Origin of the sequence: Streptomyces sp. NRRL S-495, assembly GCF_000966955.1 — a bacterium.
In the GTDB taxonomy this organism is placed as follows: domain Bacteria; phylum Actinomycetota; class Actinomycetes; order Streptomycetales; family Streptomycetaceae; genus Kitasatospora; species Kitasatospora purpeofusca.
The window spans coordinates 1-19,515 of the sequence record NZ_JZWY01000487.1 but is presented as its reverse complement, the minus strand read 5'-3'; the positions used below and the strand labels follow the sequence as shown (position 1 = coordinate 19,515).

13 protein-coding genes are annotated in these 19,515 nt (G+C 73.7%); 5 read left to right on the top strand and 8 right to left on the bottom strand.

Annotated features, from left to right (window positions below; genetic code table 11):
* Positions 1-403: 403 nt before the first annotated feature.
* The 3 genes from VR45_RS24435 to VR45_RS24425 all read right to left on the bottom strand — a co-directional run bounded on the left by VR45_RS24435 (position 404) and on the right by VR45_RS24425 (position 3,207).
* Positions 404-1,546 carry a PP2C family protein-serine/threonine phosphatase gene (locus VR45_RS24435; RefSeq protein WP_045941980.1) on the bottom strand — a complete coding sequence of 381 codons (1,143 nt, stop codon included), beginning with the start codon at positions 1,544-1,546 and terminating at the stop codon, positions 404-406.
* Between the two features lie 502 nt (positions 1,547-2,048).
* The gene (locus VR45_RS24430; RefSeq protein ID WP_045941979.1) at positions 2,049-2,540 is read right to left on the bottom strand and encodes a ribose-5-phosphate isomerase; all 492 of its coding nucleotides are present in this window, start codon (positions 2,538-2,540) and stop codon (positions 2,049-2,051) included.
* A gap of 67 nt (positions 2,541-2,607) precedes the next feature.
* Entirely contained in the window at positions 2,608-3,207 is a 600-nt protein-coding gene (locus VR45_RS24425; protein ID WP_045941975.1) for a biotin transporter BioY, read from the bottom strand.
* 439 nt (positions 3,208-3,646) lie between these two features.
* On the opposite strand from VR45_RS24425, the gene VR45_RS24420 reads away from it, so the two are divergent.
* Entirely contained in the window at positions 3,647-4,966 is a 1,320-nt protein-coding gene (locus VR45_RS24420; protein ID WP_234326104.1) for an amino acid permease, read from the top strand.
* Between the two features lie 116 nt (positions 4,967-5,082).
* Here the strand turns inward: VR45_RS24420 and VR45_RS24415 are convergent, their stop codons facing one another.
* Positions 5,083-5,649 carry a disulfide bond formation protein DsbA gene (locus VR45_RS24415; RefSeq protein ID WP_234326103.1) on the bottom strand — a complete coding sequence of 189 codons (567 nt, stop codon included), beginning with the start codon at positions 5,647-5,649 and terminating at the stop codon, positions 5,083-5,085.
* Between the two features lie 374 nt (positions 5,650-6,023).
* Between VR45_RS24415 and pepN the strand changes: the two genes are divergently transcribed.
* Positions 6,024-8,588: an aminopeptidase N gene (pepN, locus tag VR45_RS24410; RefSeq protein ID WP_045941972.1), complete on the top strand. Its 2,565-nt coding sequence runs from the start codon at positions 6,024-6,026 to the stop codon at positions 8,586-8,588.
* A gap of 183 nt (positions 8,589-8,771) precedes the next feature.
* On the opposite strand, the gene acnA is transcribed toward pepN, so the two are convergent.
* A complete protein-coding gene (gene acnA / locus VR45_RS24405) occupies positions 8,772-11,435 on the bottom strand; it encodes an aconitate hydratase AcnA (RefSeq protein WP_045941971.1) in 2,664 nt (887 codons plus the stop codon).
* Between the two features lie 344 nt (positions 11,436-11,779).
* Between acnA and VR45_RS24400 the strand changes: the two genes are divergently transcribed.
* Together VR45_RS24400 and VR45_RS24395 are read left to right on the top strand one after the other, a co-directional pair.
* Entirely contained in the window at positions 11,780-12,229 is a 450-nt protein-coding gene (locus VR45_RS24400) for a type II toxin-antitoxin system VapC family toxin (RefSeq protein ID WP_234326102.1), read from the top strand.
* 171 nt (positions 12,230-12,400) lie between these two features.
* Positions 12,401-12,952 carry a hypothetical protein gene (locus tag VR45_RS24395; RefSeq protein WP_045941970.1) on the top strand — a complete coding sequence of 184 codons (552 nt, stop codon included), beginning with the start codon at positions 12,401-12,403 and terminating at the stop codon, positions 12,950-12,952.
* A gap of 71 nt (positions 12,953-13,023) precedes the next feature.
* Here the strand turns inward: VR45_RS24395 and argF are convergent, their stop codons facing one another.
* The 3 genes from argF to VR45_RS24380 form a co-directional block, all read right to left on the bottom strand.
* A complete protein-coding gene (gene argF, locus VR45_RS24390; protein WP_045941969.1) occupies positions 13,024-14,025 on the bottom strand; it encodes an ornithine carbamoyltransferase in 1,002 nt (333 codons plus the stop codon).
* A 119-nt stretch (positions 14,026-14,144) separates the two neighbouring features.
* Positions 14,145-16,904: a polynucleotide kinase-phosphatase gene (locus tag VR45_RS24385; protein WP_078896794.1), complete on the bottom strand. Its 2,760-nt coding sequence runs from the start codon at positions 16,902-16,904 to the stop codon at positions 14,145-14,147.
* Entirely contained in the window at positions 16,901-18,283 is a 1,383-nt protein-coding gene (locus VR45_RS24380; protein ID WP_052709343.1) for a hypothetical protein, read from the bottom strand. The genes VR45_RS24385 and VR45_RS24380 overlap by 4 nt, the downstream gene beginning before the upstream one ends.
* 134 nt (positions 18,284-18,417) lie before the next feature.
* Here VR45_RS24380 and dapD point away from each other — a divergent pair, with 134 nt between their 5' ends.
* Positions 18,418-19,407 (top strand): 2,3,4,5-tetrahydropyridine-2,6-dicarboxylate N-succinyltransferase, encoded by a 990-nt coding sequence (dapD, locus tag VR45_RS24375; protein ID WP_045941968.1) that lies wholly within the window; start codon positions 18,418-18,420, stop codon positions 19,405-19,407.
* Positions 19,408-19,515 lie beyond the last annotated feature (108 nt).

Below are 19,515 nucleotides of genomic sequence, written 5' to 3'. Positions count from 1 at the left end.
GATGTGTATAAGAGACAGGCCGCACGGTGTCCGTCGTGCCGCATGTGACGCCCCCCATCCCCCGAATCCTGAACAGTCCCGCCCGGACTCAGTGTGGTCGACCATGCCGATTGCGTAAAGGTCTGACTGTCTGTCGAACGCCGACATCCTGCGATGCGAGACGAGTTTCCGCCGACCGGGACGATAGTCGAGACATCCTGACGATTCGTCGGCGGGGTGCCGCTGAGCGGCCGGGAAACGTTCGGCGGCCCCGACCGGAACCGGCAGGTCCGCTCCGCCTCCGGAGCAACGGAATTGGCCGAAGATCAGCTCCGGGGGTTGACAGCAGCTGCCTTTGGCACGTGCCACCGTCCAAAGGTCCCGGCCGGGGCCGGTAGGGGTTGTCCGACAAGCCCTGGGGCGCTCAGTCGCGCCAGAGCAGCAGCACCGCGCGGTCGTCGTTGATGTCCCGGGCGACCGTCTCGATCAGTCGGGACGCCGAGCCGCCGCCGGCACCGGGGCCGCCGCCCGGCACCAGCCGGTCCGCCTCGCCCATCAGCCGGTCCATGCCCTCGGAGAGGTCCCGGCCGGGTGCCTCGACCATGCCGTCGGTGCACAGCATCAGGACGTCGCCGCGGTTCAGCCGCCCCCGCACGCCCTCGAACTTGGCGCCGTCGTAGATGCCCAGCGCCGGGCCCTCCAGGGCCTCCTTGGTCTCCCAGCGGCCGGCGCCAGCGAGCCGCTGCATCCCCGGCAGGTGGCCGGCCGAGAGCAGTTCGTACTCTCCGCTGTCCAGGTCGAGCACCAGGTGCACGGCCGTCGCGAAGCCCTCCTCCCAGGACTGCCGCAGCAGATAGCCGTTGGCGGCCGGAAGGAAGTCGTGCGCGGGCAGCGAGCCGAGCAGTCCGCCGAACGCGCCGGAGAGCAGCAGCGCCCGGGAGCCCGCGTCCATGCCCTTGCCGGAGACGTCCGCGAGGACCACCTCCAGCACCCGCCGGCCCGGGCCGGTGCGGTCGGCGACCACGAAGTCGCCGGAGAACGACTGCCCGCCGGCCGGGCGCAGCGCCATGTCGGCGTGCCATCCCTCCGGCAGCCGGGGCACCCGGCTCTGCACCCGCAGCCGCTCGCGCAGGTCGAACAGCATCGTCGAACCGCCCCACCAGGGCACCCCGACCCGGCTGCGGAACTGGGCCAGCAGCAGGCCGCCGACCCCGGCCGCGCCGACCACCAGGGCGGCGCCGGGGGTGACCCCGTAGGTGTAGGCCTCGGGATGGTCGCTGGCGACCCGCTGGCCGGTGTGGATGACGGACTCGGCGGACAGCCCGAGCGCGGCGAGCGCGTACAGCACCACCAGCGAGCCGGGGCGCAGCAGCAGGGCGGCCGCCAGGATCGGCAGGACCAGCGCGGTGGGCGGGGCCCAGGCGGGCCAGCGGACGTTGAGCACGATCAGCAGCGGCACCAGCAGGGCCAGGGCGCAGAGCACCGGCCAGTCGGCGGCGCCGCCGCGGAACCAGTCGACGGCGGCAGTGCGCAGCCTTCGGCGGACCCGGCGGAGCCTCTTGCGCAACCGGGCCGTCACGGGGTCGGACGCCGGTACGGCGCCGGGCCTCGTCGCAGTCGTCTGGGGCGGTGTGCCCGGCGGTCTGCCAGCCATGGGGACCGACCATATCCAGCGCTCCCGGTCGGCGTCGACGGCCGGGGCGGTGGCGGTGTCCCACTGGCGCGGGCGTGTCAGCGGGTTTCGGCCGATTGCGGCGGGCGCCGTCCGGAGCGTCAGGAGGCGTACGGGCACGGGGCGTACGAACCGCCGGGGCGGCGCACGCGGCCCGCGCGCGGGCGGTCCGACAGGGCGCGCGCCGCGGTGCGCGCTGTGGCCGATCACACAGCGATCACACGACGATCACACAGGTGCCGTTCAGCTGCCGTCCAGCTGCCGTACGGCCGGTTCCGACCGCTCCGCGGGCCCCGGCGGGCGCCACCGGGCCCGCCGCCACCGGGCCCGGGAACGCGACGACCGGCCGCGCCGTCGGGGCGCGGCCGGTCGTGGGAGGCCGGAACGGGCGGGAGGGTCAGCCCTCCTGCTGCGGGTGGTGGGCCGGGATCGGCGGGAGCTCGCCGGTGGTCTCGTACACGCTCAGCATGTCGATCCGGCGGGTGTGCCGCTCGTCGCCGCTGTACGGGGTGCTGAGGAAGATCTCGACGAACTTGGTCGCCTCCTCCTCGGTGTGCATCCGGCCGCCGATGGAGATCACGTTGGCGTTGTTGTGCTCGCGGCCGAGCGCGGCGGTCTGCTCGCTCCAGGCCAGCGCGGCGCGGACGCCCCTGACCTTGTTGGCGGCGATCGCCTCGCCGTTGCCCGAGCCGCCGATCACGATGCCCAGCGCCTGCGGGTCCGAGGCGGTGCGCTCGGCGGCCCGCAGGCAGAACGGCGGATAGTCGTCGAGGGCGTCGTAGATGTGCGGCCCGCAGTCGACCGGCTCGTGGCCGGCCTCCTTCAGCCACTCCACGAGGTGGTTCTTCAGTTCGTATCCGGCATGGTCGGAGCCCAGGTACACGCGCATGCCCATGAGTGTGGCATGCGCCCGGACCCGGGCTCCGCAGGGGGCCGGTGAGCCCCGGTCACGAATCTCAGCGGCGGCCGAGCAGCTTCCAGGCGAGCGGGAGGGCGCCGGCCGCGAGGACGGCCTTCAGGGCGTCGCCGACCAGGTACGGGTAGAGGCCGAGCTCGGCGGCGCGGGCCAGCGGCACGTCGAGCGCGAACGCCAGGTAGGGCACCCCGACGGCGTAGATGGCGAGGCTGCCGAGGACCATGGCGGCGGCGGTGCGCACCGGGGAGCGGTCGGCGCCGCGCCGGGCCAGGGCGCCGACCAGGCCGGCCGCCAGCACGAAGCCGATCACATAGCCGAACGAGGCCATCGACCAGCCGGAGGCGGCCTCGGCGAACCACGGCAGGCCCGCCGCCCCGGCCAGCAGGTAGAGGCCGAGCGAGGCGACGCCGCGGCGGGCGCCGAGCGCGGTGCCGACCAGCAGGGCGGCGAAGGTCTGGCCGGTCACCGGCACCGGGGAGCCGGGGACGTTCACCGACAGCTGGGCGGCCAGGCCGGTGAGGGCGGCGCCCCCGGCGACCAGGGCGAGGTCCCGGGCCTGGGTGCCGAGGCGGGTGCCGGCGGCGGGCAGCAGGTCGGCCAGGACGGCGCGGCTGGGGACGGGGGTGCTGGCGGTGGCCATCGGGCTTCTCCTCGGCACGGTGCGGATCCGGACGGCCGCGGGGGCCGGCGGACGGAGTGAGTGATCACTCCGAACCTACGCGTCGATCACTCCGGCGACCGTCATGGATCCGGACAAACCCCCGGGCCCCGTCCTTGTCGGGTCCCGCCCCCGCCCGCCGCCCGCTCCTGAGCCCGCTCCCGCTCACTTTCCGCTACCAAGTGCGACCGGGTGGACGAGTAGAGTCATGACAGGGTCCGCATTCTGGGCCCGAACCGGACATTCTTGGCACTGAAGGCCTCGTCCCCGGATATTGGGCAACTCGCACCGCATGTCGAACAGTCTGGATCCCACCCCCATGGCCCCCACCTCCGCGCCCACGGCGCCCGGGACCACCACGCCCGCTCCCCCGGGCGGCGGCCAACAGCTCTCGCACGGGCTCAAGCAGCGCCACCTCTCGATGATCGCGCTCGGCGGCGTCATCGGCGCCGGCCTCTTCGTCGGCTCCGGCGCGGGCATCGCGGCGGCCGGGCCCGCCATCATCCTGGCCTTCGTGCTCTCCGGCCTGCTGGTCATGCTGATCATGCGGATGCTCGGCGAGATGTCGGCGGCCCGCCCCGCCTCCGGCTCCTTCTCCGTACACGCGGAGAAGGAGATCGGCCCCTGGGCCGGGATCACCGCCGGCTGGATGTACTGGGTGATGCTCTGCTGCGGCGTCGCCGCCGAGGCCACCGCCGCCGGGAAGATCGTCAACGGCTGGGTCCCCGGGGTCTCCGCCTGGGTCTGGGTCGCCCTGTTCATGGTGTTCTTCTGCGCCAGCAACCTCACCGCGGTGAAGAACTTCGGCGAGTTCGAGTTCTGGTTCGCCGCCGTCAAGGTCGCCGCGATCGTCGCCTTCCTGGTGCTCGGCGGGCTGGGCCTGGCCGGGGTGCTCGGCCCCGGCGCCCCCGGCACCACCAACCTCACCGGCCAGGGCGGCTTCCTGCCCAACGGCACCAGCGGACTGATCGTCGGCCTGCTCGCCTCCGTGTTCGCCTACGGCGGCCTGGAGACCGTCACCATCGCCGCCGCCGAGTCCGACGACCCCAAGCGCAACGTCGCCAACGCCGTGCGCACCGCGGTCTGGCGGATCGCGATCTTCTACATCGGCTCGATGGCCCTGGTCGTCACCCTGGTCTCCTGGAAGGACCCGGCGGTCGTCTCCGACGGCCCCTACGTCACCGTGCTGCGCCACCTCGGGGTGCCCGGCTCCGGGACGATCATGCAGGTGGTGGTGCTGATCGCGCTGCTGTCCGCGATGAACGCCAACATCTACGGCGCCTCCCGGATGGCGTACTCGCTGGTCGGCCGGGGCCAGGGCCCGCGCTCGCTCGCCAAGGTGAGCGGCGGGGTCCCCCGACGGGCCGTGCTGGCCTCCTGCCTGTTCGGCTTCGGCGCCGTCCTGGCCTCCAAGTTCTGGCCCGACACCGTCTTCACCTGGCTGATGAACACCACCGGCGTCGCCATCCTGGTGGTCTGGCTGTTCATCTGCGTCGTCCAGCTGCGGATGCGCCGCCGGCTGGAGCGCGAGACGCCCGAGCTGCTCACCGTCCGGATGTGGGGCTACCCGTACCTGACCTGGATCGCGATGGCCGCCGTCGTCGGCATCCTGGCGCTGATGACCACCACCGAGGGCAACCGCGAGCAGTTGTACGCCGCCGGCGTGCTGGTCGCGCTGCTGATCGCCGCCGGGCTGGTGAAGCAGCGCCGCGACGCCGCCGCGACCGGCGCCACCGACTGACGGGCCGGGCACGACACGCGGGAGGGGCCCAGTACCAGCTGGTACCGGGCCCCTCCCGCGTGTGCGACGCATGCGTGTGCGCCTCCCGCGTGTGCGCCGCCCGCGTGCGGCGGCTGCTACTCGAAGGACGGGCTCGCGGTGCGGGTCCGCTTGATCTCGTAGAAGCCCGGGGTGGAGGCCACCAGCAGCGTGCCGTCCCACAGCCGGGCCGCGGCCTCGCCGCGCGGGGTCGGGGTCACCACCGGGCCGAAGAACGCGACCCGGTCGCCGTCCGCGCCCTCGACCGCGATCACCGGGGTGCCGACGTCCTCGCCGACCAGGGTGATGCCCTCCTTGTGCGAGAGCCGCAGGGCCTCGTCGTAGGCGTCGGTACCGGCCGCGTCCGCCAGCTCCACCGGCAGACCGGCCGCGGCCAGCGCCGCCTCGATCGTCTCCCGGTTCTGCGGCAGGCCCTGGTTGTGGAAGCGGGTGCCCAGCTCGGTGTACAGCCGGCCCAGCACCTCGTCGCCGTGCTTCTCCGCCGCGGCGATGCACACCCGCACCGCGCCCCAGGCGTTGTCCAGCAGCTCCCGGTAGTTCGCCGGCAGGTCGCGGTGCTCGTTCAGCACCGACAGGCTCATGACGTGCCAGTTCACGTCCACCGGACGGAGCTGCTGGACCTCGATCAGCCAGCGGGAGCTCATCCACGCCCACGGACAGGCCGGGTCGAACCAGAAGTCGGCGGTCTTGCGCTCGGTGGCGGCGGAATCGGCGGCGGTACCAGCGGCAGTCGTCACGGCTGTCGTCCTTCGAGAGTCGTCCGGGAGTCTTCCGGGGGAAAAGCGGCAGGAAAAGCGCGGGAAAGCGGTCGGAGGGCCGGGGCCGCGCGGACCCGCGCGACCGCCCCGTCACCCCCCAACACCCGGACCCGGCCGGTGATTCCGGCCCGCCCCGACGAGTTGTGCAATGGTACCGGCGCGGGGGGCGTGAAAGGATGCCCCCGCAGCGCCGCAGCGCGCCGCACCAGTGCACCAGCGAAGACCGCACCACCGTGCGAGCCGGACAAAGGAGTACCGCCGTGCCGGGCAAGAACCTGAGCCGCGACGAAGCCCAGCAGCGGGCCAGCATCCTCACCGTGGACAGCTACCGGGTCCGGCTTGACCTGACCTCGGCCCCCGATCCGGCGGCCGCGACCTTCCGGTCCACCACCACCGTCGCCTTCCGCTGCTCCGAGCCGGGCGCCTCGACCTTCGTCGACCTGCTCGCCCCCGCGGTCCGCGCCGTCACCCTGAACGGCCGCGCGCTCGACCCGGCCACCGCCTACGACGGCGCCCGGGTGCACATCGACGGCCTGGCGGGCGAGAACGTGCTCACCGTCGAGGCCGACTGCGCCTACAGCCGCACCGGCGAGGGCCTGCACCGCTTCACCGACCCGGTCGACGGCGAGACCTACCTCTACACCCACTACGAGCCGGCCGACGCCCGCCGGGTCTTCGCCACCTTCGAACAGCCCGACCTGAAGGCGCCATTCACCTTCACCGTCACCGCGCCGGCCGCCTGGGACGTCCGCTCCAACGCCGCGCACGAGAGCGTCACCGAGGACGGCACCGCCCGCACCTGGGAGTTCGCGCCGACGAAGCCGATCTCCACCTACCTCACCGCCGTCGTCGCCGGCCCGTACCACGTCGTGCGCGACCACTACAGCCGCACCCTCGCCGACGGCACCGTGCTCGACATCCCGCTCGCCGCGCTCTGCCGCAGGTCGCTCGCCCCGTACTTCGACGCCGACGAGATCCTCGGCGTCACCAAGCTCGGACTCGACTTCTTCCACGAGAAGTTCGACTACCCGTACCCCTTCGGCAAGTACGACCAGGCCTTCGTCCCCGAGTACAACATCGGCGCGATGGAGAACCCCGGCTGCGTCACCTTCCGCGAGGAGTTCGTCTTCCGCTCGAAGGTCACCGACGCCGCCTACGAGGCCCGCGCCAACGTCGTCCTGCACGAGATGGCGCACATGTGGTTCGGCGACCTGGTCACCATGCGCTGGTGGGACGACCTGTGGCTGAAGGAGTCCTTCGCCGACTTCATGGGCTCCTACGGGCTGGTCGGCGCCGGCACCCGCTACCAGGCCGCCTGGGTCACCTTCGCCAACCAGCGCAAGGCCTGGGCCTACCGGCAGGACCAGTTCCCCACCACCCACCCGATCACGGCGGACATCCGGGACCTCGAGGACGCCAAGCTCAACTTCGACGGCATCACCTACGCCAAGGGCGCCTCGGTGCTCAAGCAGCTCGTGGCGTACGCGGGCGCCGACGCCTTCTTCGAGGGCGCCCGCCGCTACTTCCGGCGGCACGCCTTCGGCAACACCGAACTCGCCGACCTGCTGGACATCCTGGAGGAGACCAGCGGCCGCGACCTCAAGTCCTGGGCCGCCGCCTGGCTGCAGACCGCCGGCGTCAACACCCTCACCCCGCAGCTCACCGTCGACGCCGAGGGCCGGATCACCGAACTCGCCGTGCTCCAGGACGGCGACGTCCAGCGCCCGCACCGGATCGCCGTCGGCCTCTACGACCGCGACGCCGACGGCGCGCTGGTGCGCACCGAGCGCTTCGAACTGGACGTCACCGGTGCCCGCACCGTCGTCGACGGCGCCGCCGGCCGCGCCCGGCCCGCGCTCGTCCTGCTCAACGACGACGACCTGACGTACTGCAAGATCCGCTTCGACGAGGAGTCGCTGGAGACCCTGCGCGCCGGGCTCGGCGACATCAAGGACGACCTGGCCCGCGCGCTCGCCTGGTCCGCCGTCTGGAACCTCACCCGGGACGCCCTGATGCCGGCCCGCGACTACGTCGCGCTGGTGCTGCGGTTCGGCGGCCAGGAGGCCAACATCGGCGTCCTGCAGTCGCTGCACGCCCAGGCCAAGACCGCCGTCGACCTCTACGCCGACCCCGCCTGGCGCGGCGAGGGCGGCCGGCAGCTCGCCGACAGCGCGCTGCGCGAACTGCGCGCCGCCGAGCCCGGCAGCGACCACCAGCTGGCCTGGGCGCGGTTCCTCGCCCAGACCGCCAACGGCTCCGAGCACCTCGGCCTGGTCCGCGGCCTGCTGGCCGGCACCGCCCGGATCGACGGCCTGGAGGTCGACCAGGAGCTGCGCTGGGCGCTGTGGCTGACGCTGGCCGCGGCCGGCCAGGCCGGCGAGGAGGAGCTGGCCGGGGAGCTCGCCGCCGACAACACCGCGAGCGGCCGCCGCCAGCACACCCAGTGCCTGGCCGCCCGGCCGACCCCGGAGGCCAAGGCCGCCGCCTGGTCCGCCGTGATCGACTCCGACGAGCTGCCCAACGCGCTGGTCGAGGCCAACATCGCCGGCTTCGCGGTGCCCGCCCACCGCGACCTGACCACCCTCTACGCGGCGCCCTACTTCAAGCTGCTGGAGCGGGTCTGGGCCGAGCGGACCATCGAGATCGCGATGCGGATCGTCGGCGGCTTCTTCCCGCAGGCCCAGGTCGACGAGGCCACGCTGGCCGAGACCGACGCCTGGCTGACCGGCCACCCGGACGCGGCGCCCGCGCTGCGCCGACTGGTGCTGGAGCGCCGGGACGACCTGGCCCGGGCGCTGCGGGCGCAGGCCTGCGACCGGGGCTGACCGGCCCCGCCGCCGCCTGTTCGGCCCCCGTCGCGACGCTCGTCGCGGCGGGGGCCGACGCATGTCCGGCCACCCGGGCGGGGGCGGCCCGGTTCGACGGGCGCGGGCGCGCGGGGCACCGGTGGAAGACGGAGGAGGCCGGACCGCGGGTGCGGTCCGGCCTCCTCGGCGTCAGCGCGGTGGTCAGCCGTTGATCAGGCTGCGCAGCACGTACTGCAGGATGCCGCCGTTGCGGTAGTAGTCCGCCTCACCGGGGGTGTCGATGCGGACGACCGCGTCGAACTCCTTACCGGCCTCACCGTCACGGGCGGCGACGACCCGGACGGTCTTCGGGGTGCGGCCCTCGTTGAGCTCGGTGACACCGGTGAAGGAGAAGGTCTCCTCGCCGGTCAGGCCCAGCGAGTCGGCGTTCTCGCCCTCCGGGAACTGCAGCGGGAGGACGCCCATGCCGATCAGGTTCGAGCGGTGGATGCGCTCGTAGGACTCGGCGATGACGGCCTTGACGCCGAGCAGCGCGGTGCCCTTGGCGGCCCAGTCGCGGGACGAGCCGGAGCCGTACTCCTTGCCGGCCAGGACGACCAGCGGGGTGCCGGCGGCCTGGTAGTTCTGCGAGGCGTCGTAGATGAACGACACCGGCGCGTCGGCCTGGGTGAAGTCGCGGGTGTAGCCGCCCTCGGTGCCCGGCGCGATCTGGTTGCGCAGGCGGATGTTGGCGAAGGTGCCGCGGATCATGACCTCGTGGTTGCCGCGGCGCGAGCCGTAGGAGTTGAAGTCACGCTTCTCGACACCGTTGGCGGTCAGGTACTGCGCCGCCGGGGTGCCCGGCTTGATGTTGCCGGCCGGGGAGATGTGGTCGGTGGTGACCGAGTCGCCCAGCTTGGCCAGGACGCGGGCGCCGGCGATGTCGTTCACCGGGCTCGGGGTCTTGGCCATGCCCTCGAAGTACGGGGGCTTGCGGACGTAGGTGGACTCGGCGTCCCACTCGAAGGTGTTGCCGGTCGGGACCGGGAGCGACTGCCAGCGGTGGTCGCCGGCGAAGACGTCCTGGTAGCCCTTGTCGAACATGGCCTCGTCGATGGAGCCGGCGACGGTGGCGGCGACCTCCTGCTCGGACGGCCAGATGTCGGCGAGGAAGACGTCGTTGCCGTCGGCGTCCTGGCCCAGGGCGTCACGGGTGATGTCGATGTTCATGTTGCCGGCGAGGGCGTAGGCGACCACCAGCGGCGGGGAGGCCAGGTAGTTCATCTTGACGTCCGGGTTGATCCGGCCCTCGAAGTTGCGGTTGCCGGAGAGCACCGAGACGACCGCGAGGTCGGCCTCGTTGACGGCGGCCGAGACCTCCTCGGGCAGCGGGCCCGAGTTGCCGATGCAGGTGACGCAGCCGTAGCCGACCAGGTTGAAGCCCAGCTTCTCCATGTACGGGAGCAGGCCGGCCTTCTCGTAGTAGTCCATGACGACCTTGGAGCCCGGCGCCAGGGTGGTCTTGACCCAGGGCTTGACCGTCAGGCCCTTCTCCACGGCCTTCTTCGCCAGCAGGGCGGCGCCCAGCATGACGGAGGGGTTGGAGGTGTTGGTGCAGGAGGTGATCGAGGCGATCACGACCGCGCCGTTGTCGATGTCGTAGGTCGAGCCGTCGGGGGCGGTGACGGCGGTCGGCTTCGAGGCCTCGGCGGAGTAGGTCGGCAGCGCCTCGGCGAACTTCGCGGCGGCCTCGGCCAGGACCACGCGGTCCTGGGGGCGCTTCGGGCCGGAGATCGACGGGACGACGGTGGAGACGTCCAGCTCGAGGTACTCGGAGTAGACCGGCTCGACCGACGGGTCGTGCCAGAGGCCCTGCTCCTTGGCGTACGCCTCGACCAGGGCGAGCTGCTGCGCGTCGCGGCCGGTGAGCTTCAGGTAGTTGATGGTCTCGGCGTCGATCGGGAAGATCGCGCAGGTCGAGCCGAACTCCGGCGACATGTTGCCGATGGTGGCGCGGTTGGCCAGCGGGATCGAGCCGATGCCGTCGCCGTAGAACTCGACGAACTTGCCGACCACACCGTGCTTGCGCAGCATCTCGGTGATGGTGAGCACCAGGTCGGTGGCGGTGGTGCCGGCCGGCAGCTCGCCGGTCAGCTTGAAGCCGACGACGCGCGGGATCAGCATGGAGACCGGCTGGCCGAGCATCGCGGCCTCGGCCTCGATGCCGCCGACGCCCCAGCCCAGCACGCCCAGGCCGTTGACCATGGTGGTGTGCGAGTCGGTGCCGACGCAGGTGTCCGGGTAGGCCTGGCCGCCGCGGACCATGACGGTGCGGGCCAGGTGCTCGATGTTCACCTGGTGGACGATGCCGGTGCCCGGGGGGACGACCTTGAACTCGTCGAAGGCGGTCTGGCCCCAGCGCAGGAACTGGTAGCGCTCCTTGTTGCGGCCGTACTCGATCTCGACGTTCTGGACGAAGGCGTCCGGGGTGCCGAACTTGTCCGCGATGACGGAGTGGTCGATGACCAGCTCGGCCGGGGCCAGCGGGTTGATCTTGGCCGGGTCGCCGCCCAGCTCCTTGACGGCCTCACGCATGGTGGCGAGGTCGACCACGCACGGCACGCCGGTGAAGTCCTGCATGATCACGCGGGCCGGCGTGAACTGGATCTCCTGGCTCGGCTGGGCGTCGGCGTCCCAGTCGCCGAGCGCCCGGATGTGGGCGGCGGTGATGTTGGCGCCGTCCTCGGTGCGGAGCAGGTTCTCCAGCAGCACCTTGAGGCTGTAGGGCAGCCGCTCGGACCCCTCGACGGCGGAGAGCTTGAAGATCTCGTACGACTCGTCGCCCACCTGCAGCGAGCTGCGGGCGTCGAAGCTGTTCGCGGACACGACTGACTCCTTCTAGGTGCTTCGTGCGGTATCCGGCCGCCACGGTGGTAAGGTCAGCCTTACTTAGGCTTACCTTGCCCGCACCGCCGGTGAGCGCCTCTCGGCAAGTATCTTGATGTCGAGATATATCTTAAGGCGGAGTTATCTCGATGTCGAGATAAACCATAGTGCATGGCGCAGCGTCCGCCACGTCGGCACCACGTCCAGCCTGCCCCCTCCTACCGCGGGCGCGCCACGCGCCCCCGGGTACCACGCGTCCCACGTACCACGCGCCCGCCGCGCCGCAGGCCCGCACGGCGCCCGTACGGCACCCGTACGGCGCCGGCCCCGAACGCCCCGGTAGCGTGGCCGGTGACCGACACGCCGAACGGGCCGGGGGCCGACCGATGATCGTGGTGGACGCGTCCGCGCTGGTGCTCGCACTGGCCGACGAGGGCGAGCGCGGCACCGCCGCCCGCGCCGAACTGGCCGCGGACGGGGAGTGGGTCGCGCCCGAGCACGTCCTCATCGAGGTGATGCAGTCCCTGCGCGGCCTCTACCTGGCGCGCGAACTCGACGCCGAACGGGTCGGCGAGCTCGCCGCCGAACTGCCCCGGCTGGCGATCCGCAAGGTCCCGGTCGAGCCGCTGCTCGGGCGGATCTGGGAGCTCAAGGACAACCTCACCCCGGACGACGCCGCGTACGTGGCGGTGGCGGAGCTGGTCGGCGCACCACTGGTCACGGCCGACCTGCGGCTGATGCGGGCCAGTGGGCCGCGGTGCGCGATCCGGGGGATCGGCCGGTCCGGCGGCTAGCGCGGGCTGTTCGCGCGGGGCGGGTGGGGAAGGGGGCGGGCGGGGCTTGTTCGCGCGGGGCAGGTGGGGTGGCCGGGCGTGTCCGGGGTACCTGCGGGGCCGTTGAACGGGATGTCAGGTCCGCCGCGCCCCGACCCGGGTGCGCGCGCCCCCACCCGAAGAGGTCCGCCGATGCCCGCTCCGCTCGCCGCCGCCCTGCTCCCGCTCGCCCTGCTGGCGCCCGCCGCCTCACCGGTCTCGGTCACCGAGGCCGACTTCGACCCGGCCACCGCCTTCCTCCCGCCGACCGCGATCAGCCACGCGCCGGACCTGGTGCCGTTCGGCTCGCACGTCCGGGTGATCGTCGACCGCTCGGTGCCCGGCCGCACGATCCTCACCATGAGCGTGTCCGGGGTCGCCGCCGACCACGAGTTCCCGGTGCACCTGCACACCGGTTTTTGCGGAGCCGACCCGGCCGCGTCCGGCCCGCACTACCAGGACGCGGTGGACCCGGTCAGCCCGTCCACCGACCCCGCCTACGCCAACGACCGCAACGAACTGCGGCTCGCCCTGCACACCGACGAGCGGGGCGACAGCACCGCCGCCACCTCGGTGGCCTGGCGGCCCCGGCCGGGCGAGGCCCACTCCCTGGTGCTGCACGCGGGCACCCCCACCGGCGCGCACGCCGCCGCCGAGCGGGCCGCCTGCGTCAACCTGGCGGACCTGGACGGCGAGGCGCTGTAGCCGGGGCACTCGCCCCGGGGGCACCGGTCGCGCCGGCCTCCGGGGCACGCCTTCGGCCGTCCGGGGGCGGGTCAGCTGCCGAGGGTCGCGACGAGGACGGCCTTGATGGTGTGCAGCCGGTTCTCGGCCTGGTCGAAGACCACGGAGTGCGCCGACTCGAACAGCTCGTCGGTGCACTCCAGCTCGCCCATACCGGTCTCCTCGAACAGCTGCCGGCCGAGCACCGTGCCGAGGTCGTGGAAGGCCGGCAGGCAGTGCAGGAACTTCACCTGCGGATTGCCGGTCGCCCGCACCGTCTCCATCGACACCTGGTACGGCCTGAGCAGCGCGATCCGCTCGGCCCAGACCTCCTTGGGCTCACCCATCGAGACCCACACGTCGGTGTAGAGGAAGTCGGCGCCCGCGACACCCTCCGCGACGTCCTCGGTGAGGGTGATCCGGGCCCCGGTGTCCCCGGCCAGCGACTCCGCGGCCTTGCGCACCTCCTCGTCCGGCCACAGCGCGCGCGGCGCGACGATCCGGATGTCCATGCCGAGCAGCGCGCCGGTCACCAGCAGCGAGTTGCCCATGTTGGAACGGGCGTCGCCGAGGTAGGCGAGCGTCACCTCGGTGAGCGGCTTGGCGGTGTGCTCGGTGACCGTGAGCACGTCGGCCAGCATCTGGGTGGGGTGCCACTCGTCGGTGAGGCCGTTCCACACCGGCACCCCCGCGTACGCGGCCAGCTCCTCGACCACCGCCTGCCCGTGCCCCCGGTACTCGATGCCGTCGAACATCCGGCCGAGCACCCGGGCGGTGTCCTTGATCGACTCCTTGTGCCCGATCTGCGAACCGGCCGGGTCCAGGTAGGTGGTGGTGGCGCCCTGGTCGTGCGCGGCCACCTCGAAGGCGCAGCGGGTCCGGGTGGAGGTCTTCTCGAAGATCAGCGCGATGTTCTTGCCGCGCAGCCGGGGCTGCTCGGTTCCCGCGTACTTCGCCGCCTTGAGGGTGGCGGCGAGGTCCACCAGGAAGCGGAACTCCTGGGGGGTGAAGTCGAGCTCCTTGAGGAAGTGTCTGTTCCGGAGGTTGTACGCCATGCCGGGCTCCTGTGCTGACGGTAACGGTGACGGGCGGGCGAGTGGAAAGCGGCAAGTCTATACGATGCTCAGAATTTGTATGCACTGATACCCCTGCCGTCTGTCCACCCGACGCCCGCTCACGGTCGCGGGTCCACCGGCTCGGACTCAAGGGCGAGGACCGCGAACACCGCCTGGTGCACCCGCCACAGCGGCTCCCCGGCAGCCAGCCGGTCCAGCGCCTCCAGGCCCAGGGCGTACTCGCGCAGCGCCAGCGAGCGCCGCAGGCCGAGCGCGCCGCCGGACGGCCGGGCCGGGTGGTTCGGGTGGCCGGGGTGGTTCGGCTGGCCCGGGTGGTCCGGGTGGTCCGGGCCGTGGAGCAGCCTCAGCCACTCGCGGCCCCTGACCTGCACGGCCGGCTGCACCAGCCCGCCCGGCCGGCCCTCCCCCGGCGCCGTCCGCGTCGGCGACACCGGCGGACGGACCACGATGCCCGCGCCGCCCGCCGCCGTCAGCTCCTCCCACCAGGCGACGGCGGCGGCCGTGGACGCCTCGTCCGCGGTGTCCACCCAGCGGCGGGCCGTCCGGTGGAGGGCGGGAGCCGGGGTGGTGCCGTCGGCGGGGGCCGGCCGGCCGGCGGGGGTCGTCCGGCCGGCGGGGGTCGTCCGGTCGGCGTCGACCAGGCGGTCGATCCGGGCCAGGTGCTCGTGCTCGGGACCGGTCGCGAGATTCGCCCCCTCGGCGGCCAGCAGCCGGAACGGAGCGAGCAACGGACGCCCCGGCGCCGCGGCCCGCCGGTGCACCGCGGCGAAGTCCCGCAGGTCCGCCGCCCGGCCGCGCTGCCGGTCCAGAAGGCCGGCGACGTCCAGCCCCCGAGCCTCGGCCTGTTCCAGCGCGGCCAGCACCGGCGGCAGCAGCGCCCCCGCCGACGCCACGACCGCCGCGTTCCGGGCCTGCCAGGACGCCGACGGGGACGCCGCAAGGCCCGCGCCGATGTCGGCGGCAGGTGCCGGCAGCCCCGTCAGGGCGGCGTCCAGCAGCAGCCAGCCGCTCCCCAGCTCGTCGAAGAGCCCCGACCGGTCCGCCGCCGCCCGCAGCCGGGCCAGCAGCTCCGCCTCCTCCACCGGGCCGAACAGCGCCCGCCCGCTCCGCGACCAGACCGCCCCCGGACCCGCCGGACCGAACCGCCGCGCCAACGCCGCGTCGTCCCGGGCCACCAGCACCACCGCGCGCGGCCCCGGCAGCAGCTCCGCGCACAGCACCCGCCCGACCCCGTCCGCCCGGTACCCGGCGAACGCCTCGTCCGGATGCTCCGCGAAACCCGGCCGGCGCCCGGCCGCCACCGGCGGCACCGACGGCGGCAGGTACACCAGCAGCCGGGGATCGACCGCGGACCGCCCCACCGTCTCCAGCGCCGCGGCGGCGTTCTCCGGCCGCACCGCCACCGTCCCGTGCACCGCCGTCTCCACCGTGTGCGGCCCCGCCACGTCCGCCACGTCCAGCGGACGCCCCTCCCGCCCGCCCGGCGCACCGCTCAGCAGCGGCCGGACCGGCTCGTACCACCGGCGCTCCGCCTCCACCCGCACCAGCTCGCGCTCCGGGTACCGCAAGGCCGTCAGCGCACCGCCGAAGACACAACCGGTGTCCAGGCACACCGTGTTGTGCAGGAAACTCGCCACCGGCAGCGGCGTGTGCCCGTACACCACCAGCGGCCGCCCCCGGTACTCCTCGGCCCAGGCCTGACGCACCGGCAGACCGTAGTCGTCGGTCTCCCCCGTCGTGCCGCCGTACAGCGCGTGCGCCCGCACCCGGCCCGAGGAACGGCCGTGGTACCGCTCCGGCAACCCCGCGTGGCACACCACCAGGGCGCCGCCGTCCAGCAGGTAGTGGTCGGCCAGGCCCCGCACGAACTCCCGCACCTCGGCCCGGAACTCCGCCGGCTCCGCCCCCAGCTGCTCCATCGACTCCCGCAGCCCGTAGGAGAGGGTCACCCGGTCGCCGTCCAGGGCGCGGGCCACCTTCAACTCGTGGTTGCCCGACACGCAGAGCGCGTGACCCGCCGCCACCATGCCCATCACCAGGCGCAGCACGCCCGGGGTGTCCGGGCCCCGGTCGACCAGGTCGCCGACGAACACCGCCGTCCGGCCGGCCGGCGGCACCGCGTCCACCGGGCGGCCCGCCGCGTCCCGCACCAGCCGGTAGCCGAGCCGGCCCAGCAGCGTCTCCAGTTCGGACCGGCACCCGTGCACATCGCCGACCAGGTCGAACGGGCCGCTCAGATGGCGCAGATCGGCGCGCCGACGCTCCAGCACCACCTCGGCGGCCGCCACCTCGGCCGCCCCGCGCAGCACATGCACCCGGCGGAAGCCCTCCTTGGCCAGGCCGGGGAGGGAGGCGCGCAGCTCCCGGTGCTGGCGCGGGATGACGAACGCCGGCAGCTCGCGGTCCGGACGGGTGCGGTTGCGCTCGGCGCACACGCCCGGCGGGACGTCGAGCACGATCGCCTCCGCCCGCGCGTCGTGCTCCCGGGCGACGGCGAGCAGCTGCTTGCGGGCGCCCGCCTGCACATTGGTGGCGTCCACGACGGTCAGCCGGCCGGCCGCCAGGCGCTTGCCGACCAGGAAGTGCAACAGCTCGAAGGCGTCCGCGGTGACGGACTGGTCGTTCTCGTCGTCACCCACCAGGGCGCGGCAGGTGTCGGAGGAGACCACCTCGGTGGGACGGAAGTGGCGGCGGGCGAAGGTCGACTTGCCCGCGGCGCTGGTGCCGACCAGGAGGACGAGGGAGCCCTCGGTCAGGGGGAGGACGGGGTGGGGGGCGGGTTCTGCGGCGGGTGCGGGCGTGGGCTTAGGTGCGGGCTCGGGCGTGGGGGTGCTGGGTGCGTCGTCGGGCCGGGTCATCGGGGCCCACCTCCTCCGGGGGCCGGGGTACCGCGTTCGAACAGGGCGAGCAGGGGCGGTCCGGGGGGCGGCGGGAGGGCGACGGCGTAGCCGTACCCGGTGGCCGTCCGGCGCGCCCAGGCGGCGAAGGCCGCCCCGTCGGCGCCTGGCGGCACGGTCGCCACCACCGCCGGCGGGCGGGCGGCACCGAACACCGCGTGCTCCAGGTACGCCGGGTGCGCGGCGGGCATCACCCGGTCCGTCGTCCTGGTCTCGGACTCGGACTCGGACTCGGATGCGGACTCGGATTCGGAATCGGATGCGGTCAGGGCTTCGGCCGGGACTTCGAACACCATCGCGTCGAACCCCGTCCGACGGGCGTCCGCGTAGACCGGTGCGCCCTGCACCAGACGGACCCGGGGGCGGCCCGCTCCGCTGCGCAGCTCCCACTCCGGCGACGGGTCCGCCGTACGCTCCAGCCCCAGCCGGCGGGCGGCCACGGCCAGGGCCGCCGGCGAGACGTCCACGCCCAGCAGTTCGGTGAAACCGCCGTCCGCGAGCAACCCCGCGAGCAGCTCGCCGTGCCCGCACCCGAGGTGCACCACCCGGCTCGCCCCGACCGCGTCCAGCGCGGCCAGGACCGCCGCCCCGTCGTCCCGGTCGTCCTGGTTGTCCCCGCCCCAGGCCACGGTGTGGCTGTGCCGGGCCAGGCGACGGGCGATCACGGCCCGCTCGGGGTGGACGGCGAGCAGGCCGTCGACCTCCGCCCGCTCCGGCGGCACCCAGTGGTGCGCGGCGCCGTCCAGCACCGGCAGCAGCGCCGCCAGTTGCCGCAGCGCCTCGGCCGGCCGGACCGCCGCCTCGACCCGCCAGCCCAGCGGCTCGAACAGCCGCCGCGCCAGCGCGGCACCGTCGCCACCGCCCGGGGCGGGCCCCGGCTCGCGGTCCGCGCGGACGACCGGCAGCTCGATCTCCAGCGGCAGCGCCTCGTCCCACCCCGGCTCGTCCCACCCCGGCTCGTCCCCCGCCGACTCGGGCGACTGCCCGAGCGGCTGCCGGAACACCGCCCGCAGCACCGCCGCGAACACCGAGGAGGCCGCGTAGGGGCGGTCGCCGACGTGAGCGTCGGGCACGGCGGGCGGCCGACCCTTGCCCCGGCGGCCGCCGACCAGTGCCTCCGGGTCGGGTTCCGCCAGCAGGACGGCGGTGCAGCGCTCCGCGTCGGCCTCGGGGAAGAAGACGTGCGCCTCACCGAACGCGGTCGCGATCCGGTGCACCGCGTCCGGCCGCCGGTGCAGCAGGCGCGCCAGCTCGGTGGCCGGGCGTCCGGCAGGACCGGTGGGGCCGGTTGCCCCGGCGGGACCGGCGGAACCGTTGGCTCCGGTGGTGGAGATCGACATGAACACCCGTCCGAGTATCGCCCAGCCGCGCCCGCCCGACCGCCGGATTTTCCCCGGTGCGTCGCGTCCCGCCGATCTGTCCGGACGGTGAGCGCGTTCGGCAACGGCCGCCCTGATTCGTTAACGTGCACGATGTGACTGCTGAATCCACCTCCCCCGTGAGCGGCGCCGTTGCCGCAGGTCTGGCCACCATCGCCGCGGACGGCACCGTCCTCGACACCTGGTACCCGGCCCCCGCGCTGACCGCCGCGCCCGGCCCGGCCGGGACCGTCCTCCTGACCGCCGAGCAGGCCGAGGCCGAGCTGGGCGCGGGTGCCGCCGAGGCACTGCGCGCCGATGCCCGCCGCGGTGTCGAGGTGGTCGCCGTGCGCACCGCCATCGCCTCGCTGGACGAGAAGCCGCTCGACGCCCACGACGCCTACCTGCGTCTGCACCTGCTCAGCCACCGCCTGGTCCAGCCGCACGGTCTGAGCCTGGACGGTGTCTTCGGGCTGCTCGCCAACGTGGCGTGGACCAGCATCGGCCCCGTCCCGGTGGACAAGGTCGAGCAGGCCCGGCTGGCCGTGCGCGCCCAGGGCGGGCAGCTCGCCGTCTACGGGATCGACAAGTTCCCGCGGATGACCGACTACGTCGCCCCCTCCGGTGTGCGCATCGCCCACGCGGACCGCGTCCGCCTCGGCGCGCACCTGGCCGTCGGCACCACCGTGATGCACGAAGGCTTCGTCAACTTCAACGCGGGCACGTTGGGCACCTCGATGGTCGAGGGCCGGATCAGTGCCGGCGTCGTGGTCGGCGACCACAGCGACATCGGTGGCGGCGCCTCGATCATGGGCACGCTGTCCGGTGGCGGCAAGCAGGTCGTCTCCGTCGGCGAGCGCTGCCTGCTCGGCGCCAACGCGGGCATCGGCATCTCGCTCGGCAACGACTGCGTCGTCGAGGCCGGCCTCTACGTCACCGCCGGCACCCGGGTGACCACCCCGGACGGCACCGTGGCCAAGGCCGTCGAACTGTCCGGCCAGGACAACCTCCTGTTCCGCCGCAACTCCCAGACCGGCGCCGTCGAGGTCATCGCCCGCTCCGGCTCCTGGGGCGGCCTCAATGCCGACCTCCACGCCCACAACTGACCCCACCCGCCCCTGAGGGTCCCGCTCCCGATGCCGGGGCTCCGAGCCAGTCGCTCGGAGCCCCGGCATCGGCTGTTCCGGCGGGCGCCGCTCCCACCGGCCCCGGAG